This is a genomic window from Fictibacillus enclensis (assembly GCF_001457035.1).
Lineage (GTDB): Bacteria > Bacillota > Bacilli > Bacillales > Fictibacillaceae > Fictibacillus_C > Fictibacillus_C enclensis.
In genome coordinates, this window is sequence record NZ_KQ758620.1 from 342,031 (window position 1) to 363,922 (window position 21,892).

Annotated in this window: 26 protein-coding genes, 2 pseudogenes and 1 riboswitch; of the genes and pseudogenes, 9 read left to right on the forward strand and 19 right to left on the reverse strand. The window is 44.4% G+C overall.

The genetic code is table 11. The features are described 5' to 3' along the window. Window positions 1–9: 9 nt before the first annotated feature. The 3 genes and pseudogenes from AS030_RS24415 to AS030_RS19710 all read right to left on the reverse strand — a co-directional run. A pseudogene (locus AS030_RS24415) lies at window positions 10–162 on the reverse strand (GNAT family N-acetyltransferase); the annotation flags it as partial. A gap of 129 nt (window positions 163–291) precedes the next feature. Further along, the gene (locus AS030_RS19705) at window positions 292–747 is read right to left on the reverse strand and encodes a GNAT family N-acetyltransferase (protein WP_061974878.1); all 456 of its coding nucleotides are present in this window, start codon (window positions 745–747) and stop codon (window positions 292–294) included. 12 nt (window positions 748–759) lie between these two features. Next, the gene (locus AS030_RS19710; protein ID WP_061974880.1) at window positions 760–1,377 is read right to left on the reverse strand and encodes a LysE/ArgO family amino acid transporter; all 618 of its coding nucleotides are present in this window, start codon (window positions 1,375–1,377) and stop codon (window positions 760–762) included. A gap of 122 nt (window positions 1,378–1,499) precedes the next feature. Here AS030_RS19710 and pdxR point away from each other — a divergent pair, with 122 nt between their 5' ends. Then, window positions 1,500–2,942: a MocR-like pyridoxine biosynthesis transcription factor PdxR gene (gene pdxR, locus AS030_RS19715; RefSeq protein ID WP_061975066.1), complete on the forward strand. Its 1,443-nt coding sequence runs from the start codon at window positions 1,500–1,502 to the stop codon at window positions 2,940–2,942. Window positions 2,943–3,065: 123 nt separating this feature from the next. On the opposite strand, the gene AS030_RS19720 is transcribed toward pdxR, so the two are convergent. Together AS030_RS19720 and AS030_RS19725 are read right to left on the reverse strand one after the other, a co-directional pair. Then, a complete protein-coding gene (locus AS030_RS19720; protein WP_061974882.1) occupies window positions 3,066–3,506 on the reverse strand; it encodes a YybH family protein in 441 nt (146 codons plus the stop codon). 67 nt (window positions 3,507–3,573) lie between these two features. Continuing rightward, window positions 3,574–4,035 carry a GNAT family N-acetyltransferase gene (locus AS030_RS19725; protein ID WP_061974884.1) on the reverse strand — a complete coding sequence of 154 codons (462 nt, stop codon included), beginning with the start codon at window positions 4,033–4,035 and terminating at the stop codon, window positions 3,574–3,576. Window positions 4,036–4,165: 130 nt separating this feature from the next. On the opposite strand from AS030_RS19725, the gene AS030_RS19730 reads away from it, so the two are divergent. After that, window positions 4,166–4,621, forward strand: a complete 456-nt coding sequence (locus tag AS030_RS19730) for a GNAT family N-acetyltransferase (protein ID WP_061975068.1) — start codon at window positions 4,166–4,168, stop codon at window positions 4,619–4,621. A 26-nt stretch (window positions 4,622–4,647) separates the two neighbouring features. Then, window positions 4,648–5,184: a sugar O-acetyltransferase gene (locus AS030_RS19735; RefSeq protein WP_061974886.1), complete on the forward strand. Its 537-nt coding sequence runs from the start codon at window positions 4,648–4,650 to the stop codon at window positions 5,182–5,184. A gap of 38 nt (window positions 5,185–5,222) precedes the next feature. On the opposite strand, the gene AS030_RS19740 is transcribed toward AS030_RS19735, so the two are convergent. The 3 genes and pseudogenes from AS030_RS19740 to AS030_RS19750 form a co-directional block, all read right to left on the reverse strand. Then, a complete protein-coding gene (locus AS030_RS19740; RefSeq protein ID WP_061974888.1) occupies window positions 5,223–5,777 on the reverse strand; it encodes a GNAT family N-acetyltransferase in 555 nt (184 codons plus the stop codon). A 216-nt stretch (window positions 5,778–5,993) separates the two neighbouring features. Then, a pseudogene (locus AS030_RS24420) lies at window positions 5,994–6,110 on the reverse strand (PhzF family phenazine biosynthesis protein); the annotation flags it as partial. A gap of 16 nt (window positions 6,111–6,126) precedes the next feature. Then, complete coding sequence (locus tag AS030_RS19750; RefSeq protein ID WP_061974892.1) at window positions 6,127–6,891, reverse strand: SDR family NAD(P)-dependent oxidoreductase; 765 nt, start codon at window positions 6,889–6,891, stop codon at window positions 6,127–6,129. Between the two features lie 234 nt (window positions 6,892–7,125). On the opposite strand from AS030_RS19750, the gene AS030_RS19755 reads away from it, so the two are divergent. After that, a complete protein-coding gene (locus AS030_RS19755) occupies window positions 7,126–7,854 on the forward strand; it encodes an MOSC domain-containing protein (RefSeq protein ID WP_061974894.1) in 729 nt (242 codons plus the stop codon). A 30-nt stretch (window positions 7,855–7,884) separates the two neighbouring features. Continuing rightward, on the forward strand, window positions 7,885–8,343 hold the full coding sequence (locus tag AS030_RS19760) for a DinB family protein (RefSeq protein ID WP_061974896.1): 459 nt from the start codon (window positions 7,885–7,887) through the stop codon (window positions 8,341–8,343). Window positions 8,344–8,374: 31 nt separating this feature from the next. Here the strand turns inward: AS030_RS19760 and AS030_RS19765 are convergent, their stop codons facing one another. Next, window positions 8,375–9,217: an aldo/keto reductase gene (locus AS030_RS19765; protein WP_061974898.1), complete on the reverse strand. Its 843-nt coding sequence runs from the start codon at window positions 9,215–9,217 to the stop codon at window positions 8,375–8,377. A 224-nt stretch (window positions 9,218–9,441) separates the two neighbouring features. On the opposite strand from AS030_RS19765, the gene AS030_RS19770 reads away from it, so the two are divergent. Then, window positions 9,442–9,714: an excalibur calcium-binding domain-containing protein gene (locus tag AS030_RS19770; RefSeq protein WP_061974900.1), complete on the forward strand. Its 273-nt coding sequence runs from the start codon at window positions 9,442–9,444 to the stop codon at window positions 9,712–9,714. A 40-nt stretch (window positions 9,715–9,754) separates the two neighbouring features. On the opposite strand, the gene AS030_RS19775 is transcribed toward AS030_RS19770, so the two are convergent. From AS030_RS19775 to AS030_RS19810, 8 genes are all read right to left on the reverse strand, one after another. Beyond that, window positions 9,755–11,101 (reverse strand): glycosyltransferase family 2 protein, encoded by a 1,347-nt coding sequence (locus AS030_RS19775; RefSeq protein ID WP_061974902.1) that lies wholly within the window; start codon window positions 11,099–11,101, stop codon window positions 9,755–9,757. A gap of 264 nt (window positions 11,102–11,365) precedes the next feature. Next, complete coding sequence (locus AS030_RS19780; RefSeq protein ID WP_061974904.1) at window positions 11,366–11,818, reverse strand: GNAT family N-acetyltransferase; 453 nt, start codon at window positions 11,816–11,818, stop codon at window positions 11,366–11,368. After that, window positions 11,818–12,267, reverse strand: a complete 450-nt coding sequence (locus AS030_RS19785; protein WP_061974906.1) for an NUDIX hydrolase — start codon at window positions 12,265–12,267, stop codon at window positions 11,818–11,820. The genes AS030_RS19780 and AS030_RS19785 overlap by 1 nt, the downstream gene beginning before the upstream one ends. 315 nt (window positions 12,268–12,582) lie before the next feature. Beyond that, a complete protein-coding gene (locus AS030_RS19790) occupies window positions 12,583–13,893 on the reverse strand; it encodes a hemolysin family protein (protein WP_061974908.1) in 1,311 nt (436 codons plus the stop codon). A gap of 276 nt (window positions 13,894–14,169) precedes the next feature. Next, window positions 14,170–15,255, reverse strand: coding sequence for a glycerophosphodiester phosphodiesterase family protein (locus tag AS030_RS19795; protein WP_061974910.1), 1,086 nt, complete (start codon window positions 15,253–15,255; stop codon window positions 14,170–14,172). Window positions 15,256–15,351: 96 nt separating this feature from the next. Then, a complete protein-coding gene (locus tag AS030_RS19800; RefSeq protein ID WP_061974912.1) occupies window positions 15,352–15,807 on the reverse strand; it encodes a GNAT family N-acetyltransferase in 456 nt (151 codons plus the stop codon). A 30-nt stretch (window positions 15,808–15,837) separates the two neighbouring features. Beyond that, window positions 15,838–16,416 (reverse strand): dihydrofolate reductase family protein, encoded by a 579-nt coding sequence (locus tag AS030_RS19805; RefSeq protein ID WP_240482419.1) that lies wholly within the window; start codon window positions 16,414–16,416, stop codon window positions 15,838–15,840. 125 nt (window positions 16,417–16,541) lie between these two features. Further along, window positions 16,542–16,922, reverse strand: a complete 381-nt coding sequence (locus AS030_RS19810; RefSeq protein WP_061974915.1) for a VOC family protein — start codon at window positions 16,920–16,922, stop codon at window positions 16,542–16,544. A 150-nt stretch (window positions 16,923–17,072) separates the two neighbouring features. Here AS030_RS19810 and AS030_RS19815 point away from each other — a divergent pair, with 150 nt between their 5' ends. Then, on the forward strand, window positions 17,073–18,050 hold the full coding sequence (locus AS030_RS19815; protein WP_061974917.1) for an arsenic resistance protein: 978 nt from the start codon (window positions 17,073–17,075) through the stop codon (window positions 18,048–18,050). Window positions 18,051–18,106: 56 nt separating this feature from the next. Here the strand turns inward: AS030_RS19815 and AS030_RS19820 are convergent, their stop codons facing one another. Then, window positions 18,107–19,930 (reverse strand): APC family permease, encoded by a 1,824-nt coding sequence (locus tag AS030_RS19820; RefSeq protein WP_061974920.1) that lies wholly within the window; start codon window positions 19,928–19,930, stop codon window positions 18,107–18,109. A gap of 120 nt (window positions 19,931–20,050) precedes the next feature. After that, window positions 20,051–20,194: riboswitch (cyclic di-AMP (ydaO/yuaA leader) on the reverse strand. Between the two features lie 127 nt (window positions 20,195–20,321). Here AS030_RS19820 and AS030_RS23810 point away from each other — a divergent pair. After that, complete coding sequence (locus AS030_RS23810; protein WP_129478166.1) at window positions 20,322–20,450, forward strand: hypothetical protein; 129 nt, start codon at window positions 20,322–20,324, stop codon at window positions 20,448–20,450. Between the two features lie 90 nt (window positions 20,451–20,540). Here the strand turns inward: AS030_RS23810 and AS030_RS19825 are convergent, their stop codons facing one another. After that, window positions 20,541–21,182 (reverse strand): NAD(P)-dependent oxidoreductase, encoded by a 642-nt coding sequence (locus tag AS030_RS19825; protein WP_061975070.1) that lies wholly within the window; start codon window positions 21,180–21,182, stop codon window positions 20,541–20,543. 153 nt (window positions 21,183–21,335) lie between these two features. Between AS030_RS19825 and AS030_RS19830 the strand changes: the two genes are divergently transcribed. Further along, the gene (locus AS030_RS19830; RefSeq protein ID WP_061974922.1) at window positions 21,336–21,776 is read left to right on the forward strand and encodes an Rrf2 family transcriptional regulator; all 441 of its coding nucleotides are present in this window, start codon (window positions 21,336–21,338) and stop codon (window positions 21,774–21,776) included. Window positions 21,777–21,892 lie beyond the last annotated feature (116 nt).

The window sequence follows — 21,892 nt, forward strand, 5'->3', positions numbered from 1 at the left end:
TCACAGGCCCTAATCCAACGTTTTAACAAACAACACCCTGTCGTGGTTTGGACCATCGTAATTCGAAAAGACGGATACACCATCCACTTTGTCACCATGTTCAATATGAAATCTCATTTTCGTGTGATAAGCAATGGATGTCTTGTTGACCGGGGAAGTTAAGGGGAAATCACGTAATAATCGGAACTTCTAACATTGCGTATTTCCACAACTCTACATCCTTTCTTTATAGAAATAAACCCATATGATCACGGGGAAAGAACCGCTCCTTATAAAGCAGTTCTTTTTCCCCTATCCATTTGCTTCCTTCTCCAGCAGCATATCAACATGCGGAATGCCATCTTCCATATATACATCCGAAATCGTCTGGAATCCGAACGATCCATAAAACTTCTCCAGATAGTGTTGCCCCTGGATTTTGATCGTATCTTCCTTTAGCTCATTCAATGTAAAATCAATGCCTCTTCGCAGAAGTTCCTGTGCAAGCCCCTGTCCTCTGTACTCTTTTTTAACGATGACTCGGCCGAGGGAGGCTTCTTGGTAGGAAACACCCGCCGGCAAAATCCTCAAATAGGCGGCAATTTCGCCATCCACTTCTTTATACAAATGATAGGAAGATAGATCTTTGCCATCTACTTCAAGGTAAGGACAGTTTTGCTCGACAACAAAGATTTCCGTCCGCTCTTTTAAAATGCTGTACAATTCACGGGTCGTTAACTCATCAAATGTTTTTAGTTTCCAGCTCATGATGCTTCTCCTTTATTGATTAATTAGTGAGGTTCCGAGATAAATGGCCGTCCCCCACATAACGAGGGCAGAGATTTTGTTCAGCAGCGCCATAACTCTGCCCGACTTATCGATTTTACCGAGCATATTTCCCGCAATCCCCAGCCCCAGGAACCACAGCCATGAAACCACGATACAGGACAGGCCGAACGCCATTTTTGCGGTTCCTCCATAGTTTAAAGAGCTTGTTCCGATGACACCTACTGTGTCCAGAATCGCGTGCGGATTCAGCAGGGATACCGAGAGCGCGAAGACCATTTGCTTTTTCGGTGTCAGTACGTTGATTTCCTCATCCTTCACCGGCCGTGGGTTGCTTCGCCATGTAACAACTCCCATATAGAGTAAAAAAAGGATTCCAAGGATGAACAAAACGGTTTTGATCCAAAAGGAACCGAGAACAACAACCGAAACCCCTGCAACAGCCAACGTGATCAATAGGGTATCACAAACAGAAGCTGCCAAAATGACCGGCAGCACCCGGCTGAATCTGGGCTGAACCGCCCCTTGGTTGAATACAAATATATTTTGCACGCCGAGCGGCAGAATGAGGCCGAATGCCAAAATAAAGCCATGAAGTGCTGCCTGTAACATTGCTCTCCTCCTAAAATAAGGTTACCTTTACTTTATAGGAATCGGAGGCATTCGTCTCCAACCAATTGGAACGGTTTAGAACCAACCAATTTTTCAACGCAGGACAAGGAGAAGTTATCATGATGGAAACACACTGGCTGCCGGTGAAAGAATCGGGAACTCCTCTTCATCAGCAGATCTATGATCATATTAAACAAAAAATTGAAAACGGCGAGTGGTCCGTCGGCACCCGAATTCCAACACAAAGAGAACTCGCTGCCCAATTCAAGGTCAACCGGAGCACGATTGTCTATGCGCTGGATGAACTGACTGCCGACGGTTTGATCGAATCAAAGATCGGAAAAGGAACGTTCGTCATCAACAACACGTGGAGCTTGCTCGCCTCCGCCCCACCTCCCGACTGGAACAGCTATGTTAAATCTGGTGCGTATCAGCCGAACATCCAGACCATCCAGGACATTAACCAGGCGGAAGCAAATCCACATATGATTCGGCTCGGCACCGGGGAATTGTCTCCTGACTTACTGCCTATAGACCAGACAAAAGCCCTCTTTCAGGGAGAATCCACTTCTCCTTTTTCGATGGGATACCCGCAGCCGAAAGGCGATCCTCATTTACGAGAATTAGTAAGTATGTACTTAAAGAAAAAGGGCATTGAAGCTTCGCCTTCATCCATCTTGATTGTATCCGGCGGACTTCAGGGACTGCAGCTGATTTCGTTGGGTTTGCTGCACCGGGACTCTACTATTTTTCACGAAAACCCGTCGTATTTGAATTCCGTCCACGTCTTCCAGTCAGCAGGCATGAACCTGCATGGCATACCGGTGGATGATCAGGGGATGGTGAGCAACTACATCTCCCGGCTGAAAAAGATGTACAATGGGTCGCTGCTTTACACCACTCCTTCTTTTCATAACCCAACAGGAGTTCTGATGTCTGAAACCCGGCGAAACGAAGTGCTGAACATCTGTACGAGTGAAAAGCTGCCGATCATTGAGGATGATGTGTACGGAGATTTATATTTTGAAGAACCGCCACCCCCGCCGCTGAAATCGAAAGACAGCCAGGGACTGATTTTGTATATGGGGAGCATGTCCAAAACGCTGGGGCCAGGTCTTCGAATCGGCTGGGTGGTCGGACCGGAGCCCGTAATTAACCGGCTGGCCGATATCAAAATGCAGACGGATTATGGCTCCTCCTCCCTCTCGCAATATGCGGTATCCCAGTGGCTCGCGAGCGGGCAGTATGAAAACTATATCAAAGACATCCGGCAGAATTTGAAAAACCGACGAAATTTTACGCTTGAAATCCTGAATACCCATTTCAAAGACATCGCCACGTGGACGGTTCCAACTGGCGGTTTCTTCATCTGGCTGAAGCTGACAGCAAGCCTCTCAACGGAAAAACTATTTAAAAAATCCTTGCAGGAGGGCATTTTGCTGAATCCAGGAACTGTGTATGACCGAAGCGACCAGCAGCACCTCCGCCTGTCGTATGCGTATGCCTCACTTCCCCAATTGGAAAAGGGTTTGGTGCGGGTGGCGGAGATGATCAAAGAAGGATAGGGAGCAATTGAATGTCATAGCCGATATCATCAGGCACATATTAACCAATTGCGGAAATGGTTTAAAGAGAGTAGTAAGGTAAAATAAAAGGATTGCGGCGGCTGCAATCCTTTTATCGTTTTTTTACTTTAAGTTAAACATACCTTTTCCTGTGTTCATGTCTATTGGCAGAGAGGAATGTTCATGGGTGATTAACCAGGAGTCCTTTTCTTTTCGTAAGCCGAAGGTAAAGCGATTGGTGATTTGACGAAGCTTTTCTCCTGACTCTTCCTGGTGAGCTGCAAAAGTAACCGCGCAATGGATGAATGCTAGATTTGAATTTTCCTCCACAACCAGATCGTTAAAATCAACGTTGAGGTAAACTCCATCGGCTGCTAAACCATTGAACCACTCGGTGACGCTTTCTTTCCATGGAGCAATCCCTCTGCTCTCCCATTTTCCCCAGCAATCATAAATATGAACGTCTGGATCATAGCTGGATAGAAACCTCTCCACATCTTTTTCATAAACCGCCGATTTGTAATTATCGAAAACGTCCTGAACAACACTCATACTCACTGTCATACATTCATCTCCTAAAAAGGCTATATTTATTTAATACTTTCGATATACTATCCGATAATCCTTTTGCCTATTGTTGACCTGTAGGCATCCTGTAAATCTTTAGCGACCCGCCGTCCGGTCCATAAACTTCCCCATGTTGGGACCATCCATACCGTTCATAATAGTTTTGAAGATCGGTTGCTAGATAAAGATGAGGATATTCCTTTCTGCGCGTTTCCTTTACGGCATGATCAAGGAGCTGTGCGCCTAACCCTTTTCCTCTATATTCTGATGATACATATAAACAGGCGAGCCATGGGGTTAAGTCTTGGCGGCTGTTGAGATCATTCCGCAGCAAAGCAACTGTCCCGACGATCTGATCATCGACTAACCCTATGTAGAATCTCGGCAAATCTTCCTCCGTCTTGCAGGAATGTTTGATGCAGTCCTGATAAAAAACAAAATTATCTTGATTGCCCCACTGCTCCCAATACGTGTTGACTGCATGATCAAACAAGTCCATCCGTTTTTGGACGTTAACGATTTTCATGGAACCACCTCCCAGCCATTTACATTCTGGAAAGTTGTTCAAATCCCTTCCATTTTCTCCTTTTGCAAATCAGGCGAAAATGCTATACGTTATGAATAGCTATTTACATAACAGGAAAGGGGAAGCATCATTGAACGCGAAAAGAATTACAACAAATCAAGAGCTGGAGCAGGCATTCTCCATCCGAAAAACGGTGTTTGTTGAAGAACAGGGTGTTCCGTTGACGGACGAGTTTGATGAGTTTGACCAGTTGGACGGCCGCTGCGAGCATATCCTGGCTTACTATGAAGACCAGCCGGCAGGTACGGGACGCATCCGTTGGGTAGAAGGCGTCGGAAAGCTCGAGAGAATCTGCGTTCTGGAATCCTTCCGTAAATTTGGACTGGGAAAAGTCATCATTAAGGGATTGGAAGATATCGCAGCTGAACAAGGATCAAGCCGGGTTAAGCTGCACGGCCAAACACAGGCAGAAGGCTTTTACCACAAACTCGGCTATCAGACGTCCTCCGATGTTTTTATGGAGGACGGCATTCCCCATCTTTTGATGACAAAAGAATTGATTTCAGAAGGTTCGTTGGAAGGATAGAGGTTAATTGAAAGGAGGAATGTATTTTGGGTGAGAAAGAAAAGATTTTTTATGAACGCGGAACAGAGGAACTGAAATTAAAAACGACGGTTGCTCAAAAACTGGTACGGGAATTGAATCATTGTGACATCGAAGACGAGGAAAAGAAAGACGAAATCGTTAGGGAACTGTTTGGAAGCGCCGGCGAAAAGCCCAGCCTTGAAGCTAATTTCCAATGTGACCTTGGCTACAATATTCATGTTGGTGACAACTTCTATGCGGGCTATAACTGCACCATTTTGGATATGGCAGAAGTCAGAGTGGGAAACAATTGCATGATCGGTCCCAATGTGGGAATCTATACGGCAGGCCATTCCATTACACCGAAAGACCGGAATAAGACTGGATATGCCATTCCCATTACCATCGGGAATGACGTATGGATTGGCGGAAGCTGTGTCATTCTGGCCGGTGTGACGATTGGTGACCATTCCATTGTGGCAGCGGGTTCTGTTGTGACGAAAGATGTTCCCCCAGATACGGTTGTGGCTGGAAACCCAGCAAAAGTAATTAAATCTATATAACAAAAAAGGCAGCGCATTTAGCTGCCTTTTCCAATGGTCTATTCACATTGAAAGTCTTCCCTCAACAATCCCATCACGATCGTATCGTAATACTTCCCGTTAATATAAGAATGGTTTCTTAAGCGCCCTTCCACTTCAAATCGGCACTTTTCATATGAGCGGATCGCTCTCTTGTTTCCGCTCCAGGTGTCGAGTTGAATGCGTTCCAAATTCATCGTTTGGAATAAAAAGCGGATCAAGATTTTCATCGCATCTGTCCCATAGCCTTTGCCCCAATACTCTTTGTGGCCGATCCCGATTCCCACCGTGCAGCGCCTGGCAATCATGTTCAGTTCCCGGTAGCCAATGGATCCAATATGTTCCGGAGTATCTTCCACGGTATAAATGGAAAACTCTCCTTCTTCCCGTTTATCCAGTTTGATGATCGATTGCTCATAGTCCGCTTCAATTTTTTCCATTGGCACATTGCTGAGGCGAAAGAAACCTGTACCGGCTTCGAACCGCGCCGTTTCCTCATCATTCCGCCAATCATAGGTTCGTTTATAATCGCCAAGTGACACCGGCCGCAGTTCGGTCTTCTGTCCAGTCATCATGAATAACATCCCGTCCTTTTAATCGTTTTTTACAAATGGTGATCGGGTCATAAACACGATTCATGCGTACCATAAGCGTCACATCCCTTCAGAAAAATAAATTCCCTATTTCTTTCTTATTCTTATTTCAGAAAAGATTCCCTGCTGTTTCTAAAAAGCGACTTCAAATTCATCCACTTTGACAGCTGTTCCGGTGATTTGGATTTCCATTCGGTCGATTTCCTGCATCTCTTCCTCAGTCAGCTCATCGCCGTTCAGTACAACGCCTGCCGGATTGCCTTTATGAGGCACCTTGCTGAACGCTTCGTAATGATACACCTTAACTGTCTTCATGTTTTCGGTCCTCCTCTTATTCCATAAAAGAGCCGCAGGTCAAATTGGCAATGGATCCGGTCATCGCACTGGCATGGTCAGAGGCCATCAAACAAGCGGCATTGGCTACTTCATTCAACTGTGGCAACCGGCCGAGTACTGTCCCGTCTTCCATGTAAGCCTTCACGTTGGCAACATCACCGCTCCATGTTTCCGGGATGGCATCCGGCCGCATACAAACCACACGCACACCCGCCGGGCCAATTTCGCCTGCCAGGCTGCGGGAAAATGCTTCTATCGCAGCACATGCGGTAGAGAAGCCTCCGGTCAAATGGTATCTGCGGTCGCGTCCTGACAGTACAGATGACGAAGAAGAAAGCGTCAAAATAACCCCGGATTTTTGCTGTACCATGTGGCGGGCCGCCGCTGTTCCTGTAAGGAAATGCGTTTTGATTCCTGTCAGAACAGGCACCGTAAAATCCTCGGCAGGCATATCCAGCAGCGGTGTCCCCTGCAGGTCGCCCCGAATCCATACGGCGTTAAATGAAATATCAATCCGCCCTGCTTTTTGTACAACCTCATTCAAATGCTTCTCGATAGCCTCCTGATTCAGCGCATCAACTGGTGCCGCTTCAGCTGTTCCGCCTTCGCTTTTCATTTCTTCTACCACTTTTTGAAGAGAACTGAGGGTTCGTCCGGCCAAAAACACTTGTGCTCCTTCCCTCGCAAAAGCCCTGGCAACCGCACGACCGATCGATCCGGCTGCCCCGTAAACCACTGCATTCTTGTTTTCCAGTAACATAATTAATCCTCCCGTTCAAACTTTTTCACATGAAGGTTAATCCTGATGTAATGATGGAGAAAGCAAAGACAATAATGATGAAGAGATTGATAGGTGAAGTAAGGAAAGGAATCTCATGGGGTTAAAAGATCTATGATTAGTATATCACCCCTACAAGCAGGCTGCGGTAATGTGATGAGAGGAATTTCCCAGCTTTCATCGAACCTATAGGAGGATACTAAAGGAGGCGGTAATATGTTAGTTGGCCACATCAAAGAACTGGTTCGCCATCCTGTGAAATCGTTCTTCGGCGAAAGCGTACAGGAGACGCGGATCATGGATTATGGGTTGTACGGTGACCGCAGCCATGCTTTTTGGGATGAAACACGAAAGAACAAGTTTTTAACCATCACGCAATTTCCTGAGATGGTCCGGTACAAAGCGAGATTTTCAGGAGCAGAGTCCTTGGACCGTTATCCGAGTGTTGAGATCACTACACCCAAGGGCAGTGTGGTAGCGTGGGGAGATGAGGAGCTTATAAAGGAACTGGAAGAACGATCACAACGAAAGCTGTTACCCGTTTCCTATACTCCAACGCATGTCCCTTTAGGTCCGATTGAGGAAGAACATCTGCAATTGGTAACCGACGCTTCCCTGGACAAATTGAAGGAACTGGCAGGAAAACAAATGATAGAGCACCGGCGGTTTCGCCCCAATCTATACCTATCACTTATCGAAAAAAATCCATTCGTTGAGGAAACCTGGTTTGGAAAACGAATGAAAATCGGAGACGACGTAGAAATTCAGTTACTGCGGCATTGTGAACGGTGTTCCATCATCACGTATCATCCTGAAAATGCCGAACGGGATGCTTCTTTACTAAAAACAGTAGCGAAAGAACGACAGAATCACTTTGGTGTTTATGCTTCTGTCATCAAAACCGGTACAGTGCGTGTGGGTGATGCAGCCTATCTAGTTGTTTAAAAAACTTTTAAAAATGAGAGGAAATTGTCCATGGAACATGTGATCAGTGGAATAAACCATTGGATACTTGAATTGCCGCGAGCGCTGGGACAGATGTCTGAAACAGAAACATCTCATCGTCCTGCGCCAAATAAATGGTCCAAAAAGGAGATTGTGGGGCATTTATGTGATTCGGCAATCAATAATATGACCCGATTCATTAAGATACAGTACGAGGAACAGCCCTATGTAATCCAAACGTATGATCAGGACCAATGGGTGTCGGAACAACATTATCAGGAACAGACGCTTGAAAAGATACTAACCCTTTTTATTGTCTTTAATCAGCAAATTATAACAATTCTTTCAAGCGTTCCAAAAGAGAAATTATCATACCTTTGTAATATTGGAAGTCATCAACAGGAAACCTTCGAGTGGCTAATCAACGATTATCTTGTACATATGGAACATCATATAAACAATCAAATTCTAACCAGAAATAAAGCATAAAAAAAAGGACCAATACCGGCCCTTTTTTGTATTAAAAATCAAAATTGTCCGGATCTGGTCCTACCCGCAGGTTTTCGTTCAACGCGTCAATTTGATTCATTTCTTCTGTTGTTAATTCAAAATCAAAGACTTCCGAGTTTTGGATAATGCGGTGTTCTTTTGTGGATTTTGGAATGGTAACTACACCATTTTGCAGATCCCAGCGTAAAATCACTTGAGCTACACTCTTATGGTGAGCGTCAGCAATTTCCTTCAGTACCGGGTGATCCAGCAATTGTCCCTGCATAAGCGGAGACCACGCTTCCAGCTGAATACCTTGAGACTTGCAGAACTCTTGAAGCTCTTTTTGCGTGAGCTTTGGATGATATTCCACCTGGTTGATCATCGGTTTGATTTCGGCATCCTTCATTAATTCTTCGAGATGGTGAATTTGAAAATTACTTACACCGATCGCTTTTACTTTGCCTTGTTTATAAAGCATTTCAAGAGCTCTCCAAGCATCTTTAAACTTGCCTTCCACCGGCCAGTGTATGAGGTACAAATCGAGATATTCAAGATCGAGCTTTCTCAAGCTTTCCTCGTACGCGGCGATTGTTTTTTCATATCCCAGTTCAGAGTTCCATACCTTGGAGGTCACGAACAAATCTTCCCTGGAAAGTCCTGCTTCCGCAAGTCCTTCCTTGATCCCGGTTCCGACGCCTTCTTCATTTTCGTAAATCGCTGCAGTATCGATGCTGCGGTAACCGTTTTTGATGGCTGCTTTCACAGCATTCACAAGCTCCGGTCCTTCCTCTACTTTAAACACCCCAAGTCCGAACCAGGGCATTTTTACTCCATTATGCAAAGTGGTTGTATCCTGTAAATGATTGGCCACACTAATTCCTCCTATGCTTGAGCTTATCAAACAAGGTCTATTATTTCCCATAATGAAGGTATTGAGAAGTACGCACTTTTCAGTATCGTAGGCACCTAAAGGTTTTATGGGAACTTTTTAGTGCCTGTACTATAGAAAAGTTTGGTTTTTAACCAGGAAAATAGTTGCAGGTAATAAGTGCCGGTTATAAAATAGAACTACATACATAAAAAGGAAGTGTACAAATGAAAAAAGTCAGCGCCGTTCTTTTAACCTTCGGGCTCGTGGTTAGTTTATCCAGTGGTCTCTCTGCAGAAGCCAAAACATCTGTTGCCAAAGTAAAAACCTATAAAAACTGCACGGAGATGCATAAGGATTACAAAGGTGGAGTATCCCGCGCCAAAAACGTTAGGAACAAAGGCGGCAAAACCAGATATAAGCCTCATGTATCCAAGGCGCTTTATGATGCAAATAAAAAAAGCGACAGAGACAAAGATCTTATCGCTTGTGAACAATAAAAAAACAGACTTTCAGAAATCCTGAAAGTCTGTTTTTACTTTATGCCGCTGTTTCTTCCCCAGTTTCATAATGCCGCCCCGTTCTAGCCACCTTATTCCAGGCCTTTCGGTTGAAGAAATAGTCCACCGTGCCAAAAATAACAGCAAACATAGTGATGAAGCGATAGAAGAAAATATCAAAGATAATCACCATCAGCAAAGGATACGTATCCTTTTCCTGAAAAGCATAGCCATGCCTCTCGCTCATGCCAATGGCGACCATATCATAAACCAGGCCGACACCCAAAATATAAGCCACATATAGTAAAAGGAAGGTCCATGAGAACAGCTTTCCGTCCAGACCATCCATAACCAATACGCCTGTCATAATATAAACCGCCATTGTACCGGCAAAGAACCCTTCAAACAAATAGAAAAAGGACACCGGTTTGGTGAACAGCGTTTTAAGTAAAAACGGTCCAAAATAAAAAAGGCAATCCACAAAGGCTTTTTGCCAGCGCACTCTTTGCTTGAAAAGGTCTTTCCAGTTCTCCGGCAACTCTGTGTAACATACCGCATCCCGTATAAGCAGCACTTTACTCTTCTTATGCTTGGCCATGTATTTATGCATCTTCAGCGTAATATCAATATCCTCACCGACGGTCGATCGGTAACCGCCTACATCAAGTAAGGCTTTCTTTGTAAAAATTCCAAAAGCACCGGATATGACAGCCAGTGCTTTGAAACGTGCCAATGAAACTTTATTGACATAAAATGCCTTCATAAAGTCTAGTGCCTGCGCCCGTATCAGCATATTGGCACTCTTTAGAGACAGGCCTTCCATAGGCTTTTGGACTTTTGTTTGAAGCACGTGCACAACTCCGCCCGCCGCAATGACATTTTCATCCGAAAACGCCTGGTTTACTGCAGGTAACGCCTCATCCGTTAAGATTGTATCCGCATCAAGGGTGACAACGAGCGGCTGGCTGGAATATTCGATGCCGGCGTTCAATGCATCTGCCTTTCCCCCATTTACCTTATCCAGCACAAAGATGTGTGGATAATATTCCGATTGGTACACGCCCTTTACGTTCCTGTGCTGCAAATGCAGGGTATGAGCCTTCATGCAGGGCGTTAAGTTTAACAACGAATCGAGCCTGGCAAACGTCTTGTCTGAAGAACCGTCATTAATATAAAGAATTTCCGTCTTCGCATAGGAAAGTGTCTTCATGCTGCTGACTGACGTCTCAATGATTCCTTCTTCGTTATAGCACGGAATAAGTATACTGACTCCCTTTTCTTCCAATGTTCTTCTTTTCCGCTCAAGGCTGTCCCGTCTGAACAGGGGCAGGCAATGAACAGAGTGCAGAAAGGAAATGCGATCGATATAAAAATGAAAAAATACCACAAATAGTCCAACTCAAATCCTCCTAAACCCATAAATTAAAATGATATAACTATAATAATTGGAACTTAAAAAGGTTTTTTAGTGGGTCGTTGAACGATTCAAGGATTAGGTCATTATATGCCAAACTCAAATATTATTCAGTATTACTAAATGATACTTTATTCAAAAAGCAAATGACCTATGAAGGGTAAAAAGTTTATTAGTAGAACTTAAGCATCTGCAAATTCTTTTAAAAATATATTACTATCTTGTCTCAGGCTAATATCATTTCAATCTCAACCAATGGGTAGATTGGGGATATCTTGATTCTTGAATGAACCCGAATGAAGTGTAGAATTTGTCTCCCCGCTCTGTATCCGTATTCAGCACCAGTACGTGAAAATGGAGGTTGGCCTCATGGATGATCCTTTTCAGCAAAAGCTTTCCGATACCCATCCTTCGAAACGTGGAGGATACATAAAATCTTCTTAATCTCCCAACTGATGTCTCGGTTGCATAGGGATCACGATTAAGCCCGCCAATGGCCACACATTGACCGTCTTGATCAAATACACCCCACAGGGACTCCCCTCGCTGGTCAAAGGCATTACTGCCGTTCTTGTAATCACGGATTAACCGGTCGAGAAAACGAAAGCCTTCCCGTTTACTCTCCTCAACCAAATGAGTGAGTTCCTCCTCATTCAGGTTATCCATTTGTTTAACGGTGAATTGTTCCATTACTGGGCTGCTGGGATGGCTTGTTTTTGTTTACGCAGCGTTTCGGCTTCCTTAATACTTTCAGTGAGCCAGATCGGCGTTTTAGGATGATTTAGTATTTCCTCTTCAGAAAGCCAGTGCAACGACTCAACCTCATCGGGACTTTTTACAAACGGCGTACAGTCATCCAGTTCACATAAGAAAACCAGATCAATAACTTCTCGGCCGTCCTCAAGCGTAAACATCGTGCTGCGGACATATTGAAGCTCGCCTTTTACTGTCGCTCCGACCTCTTCAAAAAGCTCTCTTTTTACGCTCGCCTCCAGATTATTGACAGACTCCCCTGCCGGGTCCACCTTTCCGCCCACGAAGGCAAGCAGTCCTCCTGCATGGTCTTCTTTTAAGCTGCGTTCAATAATTAGCCATTGATCATCTTTGTATACTGCGGCTTCTACGTTTACGACAAACATATAATCCTCCCCCTTAAACTTAATTCCAACTCTATTTATACTTCATAAAGCTGTTTTTTCCTTTTATTAGGACAAAAAAAGCCAGGCTAATGCCTGACTTTGCTGTTTTTATATCGTTTATTTTACCCATAATTTAACTTACTCTCAAAAAGCCTTCATTTATTCTCAAAAAAACTTTTTTATTCTCGAACTAGGTCACTTTATTCTCAAATTTGGGTGAAATATTCTCAAACGGATTAACCCTAATGCATTTCGACTAATTTCGACGTATTCTTTTACTAGGATACGAGCGGTTCATCCATCGCTAGACCTATGTTAATTCGCTTCAGATGGCTGTTCTTCCATTTCACGTACCTGAATCTTTTTGATCTGGTGGCCATCCATTCCTACTACTTTAAATTCATATTTTTCATGCCGGACTATATCGCCTGTCTGAATGTCTGAGTTCATGGAAAGTATCCAGCCGCCGATTGTGTCCAGATCGGTTTCATCGATATCCAGGGCATACATATCATTAACGTCTTCGATCAGCACTTTGCCGTCGAGCATTCTCGTTTTGGCGTTCACATTCAGGATCATTGGGGATTCATCCTGGTCAAATTCATCCCGGATTTCACCGACCAGCTCTTCCAAAATATCCTCAATCGTGACCAGACCTGATGTTCCGCCGTACTCATCCATCAGGATGGCCATATGGGCGCGTTTCTTCTGCATTTTGGTTAACAGCTCTTGAATAGGAATGTTCTCAAACACGCTCAAAACCGGACGGGTATACTCCTCGAGCGGCACCGCCTGTTTTCCTTTCATGACGCCATGGAACAATTCCTTCGAGTTGATCATTCCCAAAATCTCGTCTTTATCCTCACCGACAACGGGATAGCGGGTAAATTGCTCCTGAATGATGGTTTCAAAAGCTTCGTCCAGGCTTTGGCCCGCCTGAAGAGTAACAATTTCCGTTCGGGGCACCATGATTTCTTTGGCGAGCCGATTATCAAACTCAAATACATTGTTCACATAGCTGAATTCTGATTTATTGATCTCTCCGCTTTTATAGCTTTCACTTAAAATGGAACGCAGTTCTTCTTCTGAGTGTGCCATTTCATGCTCGGAGGCTGCTTGAAATCCAAACAATTTTACAAACAGCTGGGCGCTTCCGTTCAATGCCCAGATGAAAGGGTACATGATTTGGTAAAAGAAGAGAAGCGGACGGGATAACAGCAAACTGACACTTTCCGCTTTTTGAATGGCAATGGTTTTTGGCGCCAGCTCACCCAGCACGACATGCAAGAAGGTAATGGAAGCAAACGCAATGATAAACGAGATAGTCTTCGCCAAAGCTGCTGAAAGCTCCAGGTTCACAAACAAGGGGTGAAGCAAGTGTTCGACCGTTGGTTCACCGAGCCACCCCAGGCCGAGTGCCGTAATCGTAATCCCCAGCTGACAGGCTGACAGAGATCCATCAAGGTTGGTTATGACTTTTTTGGCTGCAACTGCATTTCGGTTCCCTTCCGCCACCAGCTGATCAATCCGGGTAATACGCACACGGATGATCGAGAATTCTGCAGCTACGAAGAACGCAGTAAGAAGGATCAGTACCGCAACCATGAATAAATTAAATATGTCCAATAAGATCCTCTCCATCCCAAAGGATAAAGAGGTTCCACCTCCCAGGTAAAAAATAATTGATCTTTTTCCTTTGTATTAAATTACGCTAATTGTCCGTTCTCAATACCATTTCATGAAATTGTTTCCTACATTTGATCTCCCCATAATCAAATTCTTCAGTCATCTCCATATCTAATACGAAACAAAGGCCGTTAAGTTTCAATATTTGTCTATCGTTCGTTAATTGGACACATAAAAGACGGCAGGCTCTTCGGCCGGCCGTCTTGTCCTGTTATTTTAAACATGCTTTGGTGCTTTATATGGTTTCGGAAGCTTAAACCCATGCTGGGCCATCACCTGGCGCAAACGGTCAGGATAATCGGTGATCAAGCCGTCGACTCCGTCATTAATGAGCTTGTTCATGGTTGGCTTATCATCCACCGTCCAAGGAATGACTTTCATCCCTGCCTTATGGGCTTCATCTACCATTTGCTTGGTCACGTAGGGCTCATAGTTTTCATCGGTAATCTTTCCATCCTGCGGGAAACCATGAACAGGTGAGATCGCATCTGCCCCAAACGAGTGGGCGGCCGCCACAAGGTCACCATTAAAGTCGTCAATATCAATGCCGCCAAGCCATGGGGAGGCGCCTGGCTGTCCAGGCTGCAGGAATTGCGGTCCGTTTGTCAGCGCCACAATCGGAAGACGGGGTTCGACTTCACGCATCCGCATAAGAGATCCCCAGTCAAAGCTTTGAATCGAAACACGGTTGAGCATTCCGGCTTCACGAACCTGGCGGGCGACGATTTGTACAAATTCTTCACGCGGAGCCGTCTCTTCCGGAGCACCGGCCTCTACTTTTGTTTCTATGTTCATCCATACCTTTTTCGCTTTGTACCGTTTCACCAGATCAAAAATATCCGTCAAGAGCGGCATTTTGGCACCATGGCTTGCCACCTGTCCCGGAAACTGGGGCAGCGTAGAGGAACCACAGTCCAACGTCCGAATCTGACTCAGTGTCAGATTTTTTATGTATTTGCCAACATACGGGTATTCCGGATCGCCTGCAAAAGCGGGCTTTGTATCCCGGCATTTGGCCCCCGAAATTTGCCGGTCATGCGTAACAACTGCCTGGTGGTCTTCTGTAATTTGCACATCCAGCTCCAGCGTGCTCACCCCAAGCTCCAGAGCACGGGAAAAGGAAGCGATGGTGGATTCCACCGTAAGCCCGATTCCTCCGCGGTGGGCTTCCAGATCAAACCCCCTTTTCCCAAAAGATTGATGGCCTTTATCAGCTGCTGAAACCGTTGGCCCCGCTCCAAAAACAGCCAGTGAACTGATCATGATTGTTGAAATAACCGTCCCTATAACCTTCTTTTTCATCTGCTTTTCTCCCCTTAAACGCTATAGTAGAATACGTTTCAAGTATAAAGGGCCTTTATAAACCCTTATTGAAGCAAATGTTAAGAAAACATATGGTTAGAGTTTCATTGTCATAAACACACTGTTCGGATCGTTGGTATAATGAGCAAACGGCCTACACTCCTCAAATCCGAAACGAGTGTAAAGCCTTCTCGCCGGTTCAAAGGCTTCCATGGAGCCGGTTTCAAGACTCAGCCGCTCATAGCCCCGATGTTTCGCTTCGGCAATGATATGTTGGAGAAGCTTCTGCGCTACTCCTTTTCTCAAATGGGAGGTTGCCGTGCGCATGGATTTGATTTCTCCATGCCGGGCGTCCAGTTCCTTTAATGCGCCACAGCCCATAAGCTCGCCGTCCGTCCATACACTCCAAAACGTGATATCCGGCTTCCGTAAGCCGTCCAGATTCAAGGCATGAATGCTTTCCGGGGGCGAATGCAGCTGCATTCCCTGAAGGTGCTCCCCAATCAGTGACCTGATTTCGGTTCCTGTTAAATCGTCTTCTCTTATAACCACTTTCGATTCCTCCCCACCCAAAATCTATTTCTATTTAGCGGTCTGATAATGTAATAACACATTGCCAGATTCAAACGCCTGGGTTCTTATCAGTGTCAGAGCGGTTTGTTTCATCCCCTGATACATCGCCTTCCCTTCGCCCGCAATGACAGGCGTCATAATCAGCATGTATTCATCAATTAGGCCTGCATTTCCCAACTGCTGCACGATTGATCCGCTTCCAAAAATCAAAATATTGGCGCCTTCTTCCTGCTTAACCCTTGTAATTACCTCTACCGGGTCACTCCTGTACAGCTCGGTATTTTCCCATGTGGCTTTTTTAATAGTTGTTGAAAAAACAATTTTGGTATTATCAGTGAGTACCTGGGCAACATCCTTTAAATACTGCGGAGTGTTGGGATCGTTGAGCATGGGCACCCAGCTTCGTTCAAACCCTCTATACGTATCTGCACCGAAGATGAAGGCTGATACTTCTTCTTCATCACTCCGGACCGCTTTGTCCACTTCCGGATCCTGAATGAACCAATCCATTCCAAACGCGGCTTCATTCAGACTCGCAAAATACCCGTCCACTGATACTCGGTTCAGCACCGTAATTTTCCGCATCATTCATCATCCTTTCCAAGATATAAACACTGCCGCTACTGAAGTCGATTAAGTATTTTTCATTCACCCCATTTTTTTGCCGCGGCCAAAAATGTATCATTGACCAGCTTTGCTTGTATTCATCTCTCCTATTTCTTCATCATGTTCAGCTGCCAGGAGACCCCATAGCGGTCCTCGACCCAGGAGAACTTTTCACTGATTGGTGTATCGGCAATCGGCATAAGCACCTTCCCGTTATCCGACAGTTTGTGGTGCATTTCCTCCAGCTCCTCACCGGAATCATATTCTATAAATAATGAAAGAGCGGGAGTGAACGTAAAACCATGCTCGATCATGCTGTCAATGGCCATCAGTTTTTGCCCTTTAATCGTAAACGTCGCATACAGCACCATCCCATTTTCCTGGTACAGAATGTTTCCAACTTCCGAATCCTTGAACGTGGACGTATAAAAACGGATCGCCTCTTCCGCTTTTCCCTCAAACAACAAAAACGGAGTTACCTTCTGCATCGTATCCTCTCCTTTCTACATAAATAAATTTTCAAGAACAAGCCTTTATTTCCTTTTTCTACAAAGGTTATTATTGATTTTTAACCAATCGAAATGGTAGCGTAAGGACTAGAAAAAGATGCAGAATACGAAAAAGGGGAAACAAAATTAATGATTTCCAGAGAAAGATTAGAAAACAACCAAGTTTGGCTGTATGTGATTGTACTGATCTCCGCATCCGGACTAGGATTAACCGCTCCTGATATTGGGGCCAAATTAGATGCCACCATTTCTTTTGTCATCGCTATCCTGATGTATAGCATGGTTTCACAGATTCCATTTACTTCTTTAAAAGAGTCATTGGCAAATCGCCGTTTTATTTGGGCTTTATTAACGGTGAACTATCTCGCTGTTCCTATTGTGGTATGGCTTCTATCAAAGTTACTGCCCGACTATCCGCCGTTATTGCTTGGAGTTTATCTGGTATTACTTACACCTTGTATTGATTATGTGATTGTTTTTACCGCTCTGGGAAGAGGAAACGAAAAGATCATCCTTACTTCTACGCCTATACTCTTCATTACACAGATGCTGCTGTTGCCACTGTATTTATGGCTGTTGATTGGAAATGAGGCGGCTGAAATCGTAGACCCCCGTCCATTCCTTGAAGCCTTTATTTTTCTCATTGTTATCCCTTTAGGACTTGCTGTGATCCTGCAGCTATTTGCAAGAAAGTCATCAGTCGGAAGTAAAATCATAGATACCTCAGCGTGGTTTCCTGTTCCATTCATGGCTCTTACGCTTTTTGTTGTTGTATCTTCTCAAATCGGCAAATTATCAACCAATATGGACCTGATTATCAAAGTCATTCCTGTCTATATTGCTTTTATGATCATCATGCCGTTCATTTCCAGGTTAATGGTCAAGTGGTTCAAGCTTGATATTGGATCTGGCCGCGCCCTGATTTTCAGCGGTTCTACACGCAATTCGCTTGTCGTGCTTCCTCTGGCATTATCCCTACCGGGTCAATTGAGCACATTGGTAGCGGCCATCATCGTAACACAAACCATCGTGGAGCTTGCCGGTGAACTCATTTATATCCGATTCGTTCCCAATATCCTTTTACGCGAACGTAAGGAAGCACCTTAATTTCAGATACAAAACAAAAAACCAACTCCTCAAAGTTGGTTTTTTTGTATTCCGTATTATTTTTTAAAACGGAACGGAACCGTAGCCACCACGACATCCCGCTTAAACAGCAGATAGGCCCGGATGAGCAGGCTCGACTGGTTATGCAGAATGTTATGCCAGTTCTTTTTGGTGATGAACTGCGGAATCAATACCGTTACCCGATAATTGTTTTCTTCCGCTTTGTTTTGAACTGTATCAATAAATTTCGTAAGCGGCATAATGATGCTTCGGTAGGAGGAATGCAGAGTAACGAGCCGCACATTTGGCTGCCACTTTTTCCATTTCTCTTCAAACGCATGTTCATCTTCCCGCTCAAATGCCACATAAACAGCAATAACCTGATCTGTGAGTGAAGTGGCAAAGTTAATTGAGTTTTCTACGACCTTCGTAATTCCTGCTACAGGAACAATAATTACATTTCCTTCAACAAGTTTTGGCGGCTGATTCGGATTGATGCGCAGCTGCTCACCCACAAGATCATAGTGCGTTTTGATTCGGTGAAACAGCAGAACGATAAGCGGCAGGAAAACGAGCACCGGCCACACTTGCGGAAATTTGGTTAAAAAGAACATGATGGTGACGATGAAACTAATGAGTGCTCCCGTAGCATTGGTAATCAGTTTAAGCACCCAGCCTTGTGGCTTTTCCCTCATCCATTTCAAGATCATCCCTGTCTGGGACAGAGTGAACGGGATAAACACACCAACCGCATACAGCGGGATAAGATGCTCTGTCTTCCCGTTGAACACAAGAAGAAGAAGGATCGCCGCCACCCCAAGCGTAATAATACCGTTGGAGTATCCGAGCCGGTCACCGCGAATCGTAAACATGCGCGGGATGAATTTATCCTTCGCCAGGTTTACCGCCAGAAGCGGAAAGGCCGAATAACCAGTATTTGCAGCCAAAACAAGGATTAATGCAGTTGTACCTTGAATAAAGAAATACATAAAGGTTCTGCCAAACGTGTCATCCGCAATTTGGGAGACAACCGTTTCTGTGGCATTCGGGGTGATGCCGTAATAATAGGCAAGGAATACAATCCCCGAGAACAGGATGGCCAATAGTCCTCCCATTGCCATAAGCGTTCGCGAGGCATTTCTTGGTGCAGGATCCTTAAAGTTTGGAATAGCATTTGAAATTGCTTCAACACCGGTAAGGGCGGAACTTCCTGAAGCAAAAGCTTTCAGCAGCAGGAAGAGGCTGATACCGGCAACTGGTGTACCGACCGGTGTGTGTAAGTTTTCAGGCACATGACCGGTAACAATGTTGTACGCACCAACTCCGATCATGACAATCAGGGCCACAACAAATAAGTAAACCGGATAAGCCAGAATGGAGGCTGACTCGGTGACTCCCCTCAAGTTCAGGGTAGTCAGAAACAGAACAAACACAATTGAAATTGGCAGATTATAGGGATGCAGACCAGGGAACGCAGAAGTAATCGCATCCGCACCCGCTGAAACACTAACGGCTACCGTTAATATGTAATCCACCAGCAGCGATCCGCCTGCAATTAATCCCGGATTTTTCCCGAGATTGTCCCTGGAAACCACATAAGCTCCTCCGCCATGCGGGTAGGCGTAGATGATTTGCCGATAGGATAAGATGAGAGCAGTAAGCAGAATGAGTACACCAACGGCAATCGGAATGGAATACCAGAAGGCAGCTGCACTTATGGTAAATAAAACAATCAATATTTGTTCAGGCCCGTAGGCGACTGATGATAAAGCATCGGAAGAAAGAATCGCCAAAGCCTTCGTTTTATTCAGCTTCTGTTCACCCAGCTCAGTTGATTTGAGGGGTCTTCCGATCAATAACCTCTTCAAGGAATTTAACATATTGAATTCACCACCATTTAAAATTGATCTCTTGATGACTATAAAAAGGTATTAAAAAAGCCCACAAGCCGACGTAAATAGACCTGTGGACATTATAATTTTAGTCGCACAAGCTTCACCTTCTTGCCTCTAAAAACGCTTACGAGGTTAGCTGTCGGATTCGGGCCTCAAGAGTAGCCCTACCTTTAAAAGGATTCACCCCGTGGATGGATTTATGCATCCAGATGGTTCCCCCGCACACTAAGGTTTCAGCGATTTAAGAAATTGAAACTTCGTATATCATACTCCTGCTTTCGGCAATTGTAAATAAAAAGATTAAAACCTTTATTAATCGGTAATCTTATTTATAAAACCTTCGAAAATCTAATTATTTTTGAGAGGAGAGTATGTCATGATGGAAAAGAAAGAACCCCTTTTATCTGATGAATTTCTGGATACGCTGAAAAGGGAAATCAATGATCTGTATGGCGGTCCTGCTTTTGAACAAGGAGATGCTTCTGAGAAAATGGAAGCAGATTAAAAACAGCTCATGTTACTAGGTTGTACAAAGTAATGCTTTCTAAAATAAAAAATACCATTAGCTTTTCACTAATGGTATTTGATCGTATCGTTATTCTTTTTCGCCAACGACTGTAAAACGCTGATTTTCATGCTGTGGCTTTTCAATTTCATCCAGCACTGCAATCGCATAATCAGCATAGCTGATATAGCTCTCACCTTCAGAATTCAGAATCATCTGATCTTTCCCCTTTTGATAAGAACCGGTACGTTTGCCATTTGGATTGAAAAAGGCGGCGGGACTAAGATATGTCCAGTTGATCCCGTCTGAACCTTGCAATTCCTTCAAATTTTCAGCCGCCTTTGAAGCAGTTGGGTAATACGCTTCTGGAAAGTCAGGAGTTTCCAACATGCGGGTCGTTTGTGCCTCATCTACAAACAGGCTGCCTGCGCCTCCCACAACAAAAAGCTTGGTTTGTGAAGACCCTTTTAGAGCCTCGATTAAAAGATGGCCAACTTCAACGTGTTGATGCTCCTCTCCTGGTGGTGCATTAAACGCATTAACAACCACATCGAAGGCTTTTAAATCTTCCGTCTTCAGGTCGAAGATATTCTTTTCCAGTACATCTGCTTTCTCATTTTTGACCTTGCCGGCATTCCGGACAATGGCCGTCGCCTCATGTCCCCTTTCTATCGCTTCATTGATAATAAGACTTCCAACTTTACCAGTCGCACCAATAACTCCAATTTTCATCATCTGTTCCCTCCATTACAAAATTATGCTGTAATCATTTCGTTTACATGTAATCATTGTAATTACATGTAACCATTTTGTCAACAGGATGGATTTGCGCTATAATAGTACTATAGGTTAAACGTTATCCGCTACTATAAGAAGGTGACCAATTTGTCCATCAGCAGCCGATTTTCTGTAGGCGTTCATATACTCTCTCTCTTAGAGATCTATAAAAATGAAACAAAATCATCTGAGTTTATCGCAGGAAGTGTAAATACCAATCCCGCGGTTATCCGCAAAATTATGGGAATGCTAAAAAATGCAGGGCTCGTCAACGTCAGGCCCGGAGTAGCTGGCGCAGAACTTGCGAAGAACCTCGATGAAATCACACTTCTGGATGTGTATAAGGCCGTCAACGTCGTCCAGGAAAATGAACTGTTCAGTGTGCATGACCACCCTAATCCTGAGTGTATGGTTGGCCGCAATATTCAGGAAACCATCACTCCTATTCTCTCCATCGCTCAAAGCGCACTCGAAAAAGCATTGGGCAGCGTAACGATCTCGGATGTGGTAAAGGATATTGAAGAGAAAGAAAAAATAAACAGTAAGTGATAAAAGGCATCCTGATAATGGATGCCTTTTAAATTGGTTTATTTGGTTATTCGAGTCATTTTAGAGGAATTTTGGAGAGCAAAGATTACTTCGTATCCAAACTTTATGTATACCAC

Excerpts from the sequence above, each read along its gene's own strand:
- AS030_RS19815 (WP_061974917.1), top strand. The coding sequence starts at position 17,073 with ATGATTTCCAGAGAAAGATTAGAAAACAACCAAGTTTGGCTGTATGTG.
- AS030_RS19805 (WP_240482419.1), bottom strand. The coding sequence starts at position 16,416 with ATGATGCGGAAAATTACGGTGCTGAACCGAGTATCAGTGGACGGGTAT.
- AS030_RS19820 (WP_061974920.1), bottom strand. The coding sequence starts at position 19,930 with ATGTTAAATTCCTTGAAGAGGTTATTGATCGGAAGACCCCTCAAATCA.
- AS030_RS19705 (WP_061974878.1), bottom strand. The coding sequence starts at position 747 with ATGAGCTGGAAACTAAAAACATTTGATGAGTTAACGACCCGTGAATTG.
- AS030_RS19725 (WP_061974884.1), bottom strand. The coding sequence starts at position 4,035 with ATGAAAATCGTTAACGTCCAAAAACGGATGGACTTGTTTGATCATGCA.
- AS030_RS23810 (WP_129478166.1), top strand. The coding sequence starts at position 20,322 with ATGATGGAAAAGAAAGAACCCCTTTTATCTGATGAATTTCTGGATACG.
- AS030_RS19760 (WP_061974896.1), top strand. The coding sequence starts at position 7,885 with ATGGAACATGTGATCAGTGGAATAAACCATTGGATACTTGAATTGCCG.
- AS030_RS19740 (WP_061974888.1), bottom strand. The coding sequence starts at position 5,777 with ATGATGACTGGACAGAAGACCGAACTGCGGCCGGTGTCACTTGGCGAT.
- AS030_RS19785 (WP_061974906.1), bottom strand. The coding sequence starts at position 12,267 with ATGTTTGTCGTAAACGTAGAAGCCGCAGTATACAAAGATGATCAATGG.
- AS030_RS19710 (WP_061974880.1), bottom strand. The coding sequence starts at position 1,377 with ATGTTACAGGCAGCACTTCATGGCTTTATTTTGGCATTCGGCCTCATT.
- AS030_RS19795 (WP_061974910.1), bottom strand. The coding sequence starts at position 15,255 with ATGAAAAAGAAGGTTATAGGGACGGTTATTTCAACAATCATGATCAGT.
- AS030_RS19750 (WP_061974892.1), bottom strand. The coding sequence starts at position 6,891 with ATGTTACTGGAAAACAAGAATGCAGTGGTTTACGGGGCAGCCGGATCG.
- AS030_RS19720 (WP_061974882.1), bottom strand. The coding sequence starts at position 3,506 with ATGACAGTGAGTATGAGTGTTGTTCAGGACGTTTTCGATAATTACAAA.
- AS030_RS19780 (WP_061974904.1), bottom strand. The coding sequence starts at position 11,818 with ATGGAACAATTCACCGTTAAACAAATGGATAACCTGAATGAGGAGGAA.
- AS030_RS19755 (WP_061974894.1), top strand. The coding sequence starts at position 7,126 with ATGTTAGTTGGCCACATCAAAGAACTGGTTCGCCATCCTGTGAAATCG.
- AS030_RS19825 (WP_061975070.1), bottom strand. The coding sequence starts at position 21,182 with ATGAAAATTGGAGTTATTGGTGCGACTGGTAAAGTTGGAAGTCTTATT.
- AS030_RS19810 (WP_061974915.1), bottom strand. The coding sequence starts at position 16,922 with ATGCAGAAGGTAACTCCGTTTTTGTTGTTTGAGGGAAAAGCGGAAGAG.
- pdxR (WP_061975066.1), top strand. The coding sequence starts at position 1,500 with ATGGAAACACACTGGCTGCCGGTGAAAGAATCGGGAACTCCTCTTCAT.
- AS030_RS19770 (WP_061974900.1), top strand. The coding sequence starts at position 9,442 with ATGAAAAAAGTCAGCGCCGTTCTTTTAACCTTCGGGCTCGTGGTTAGT.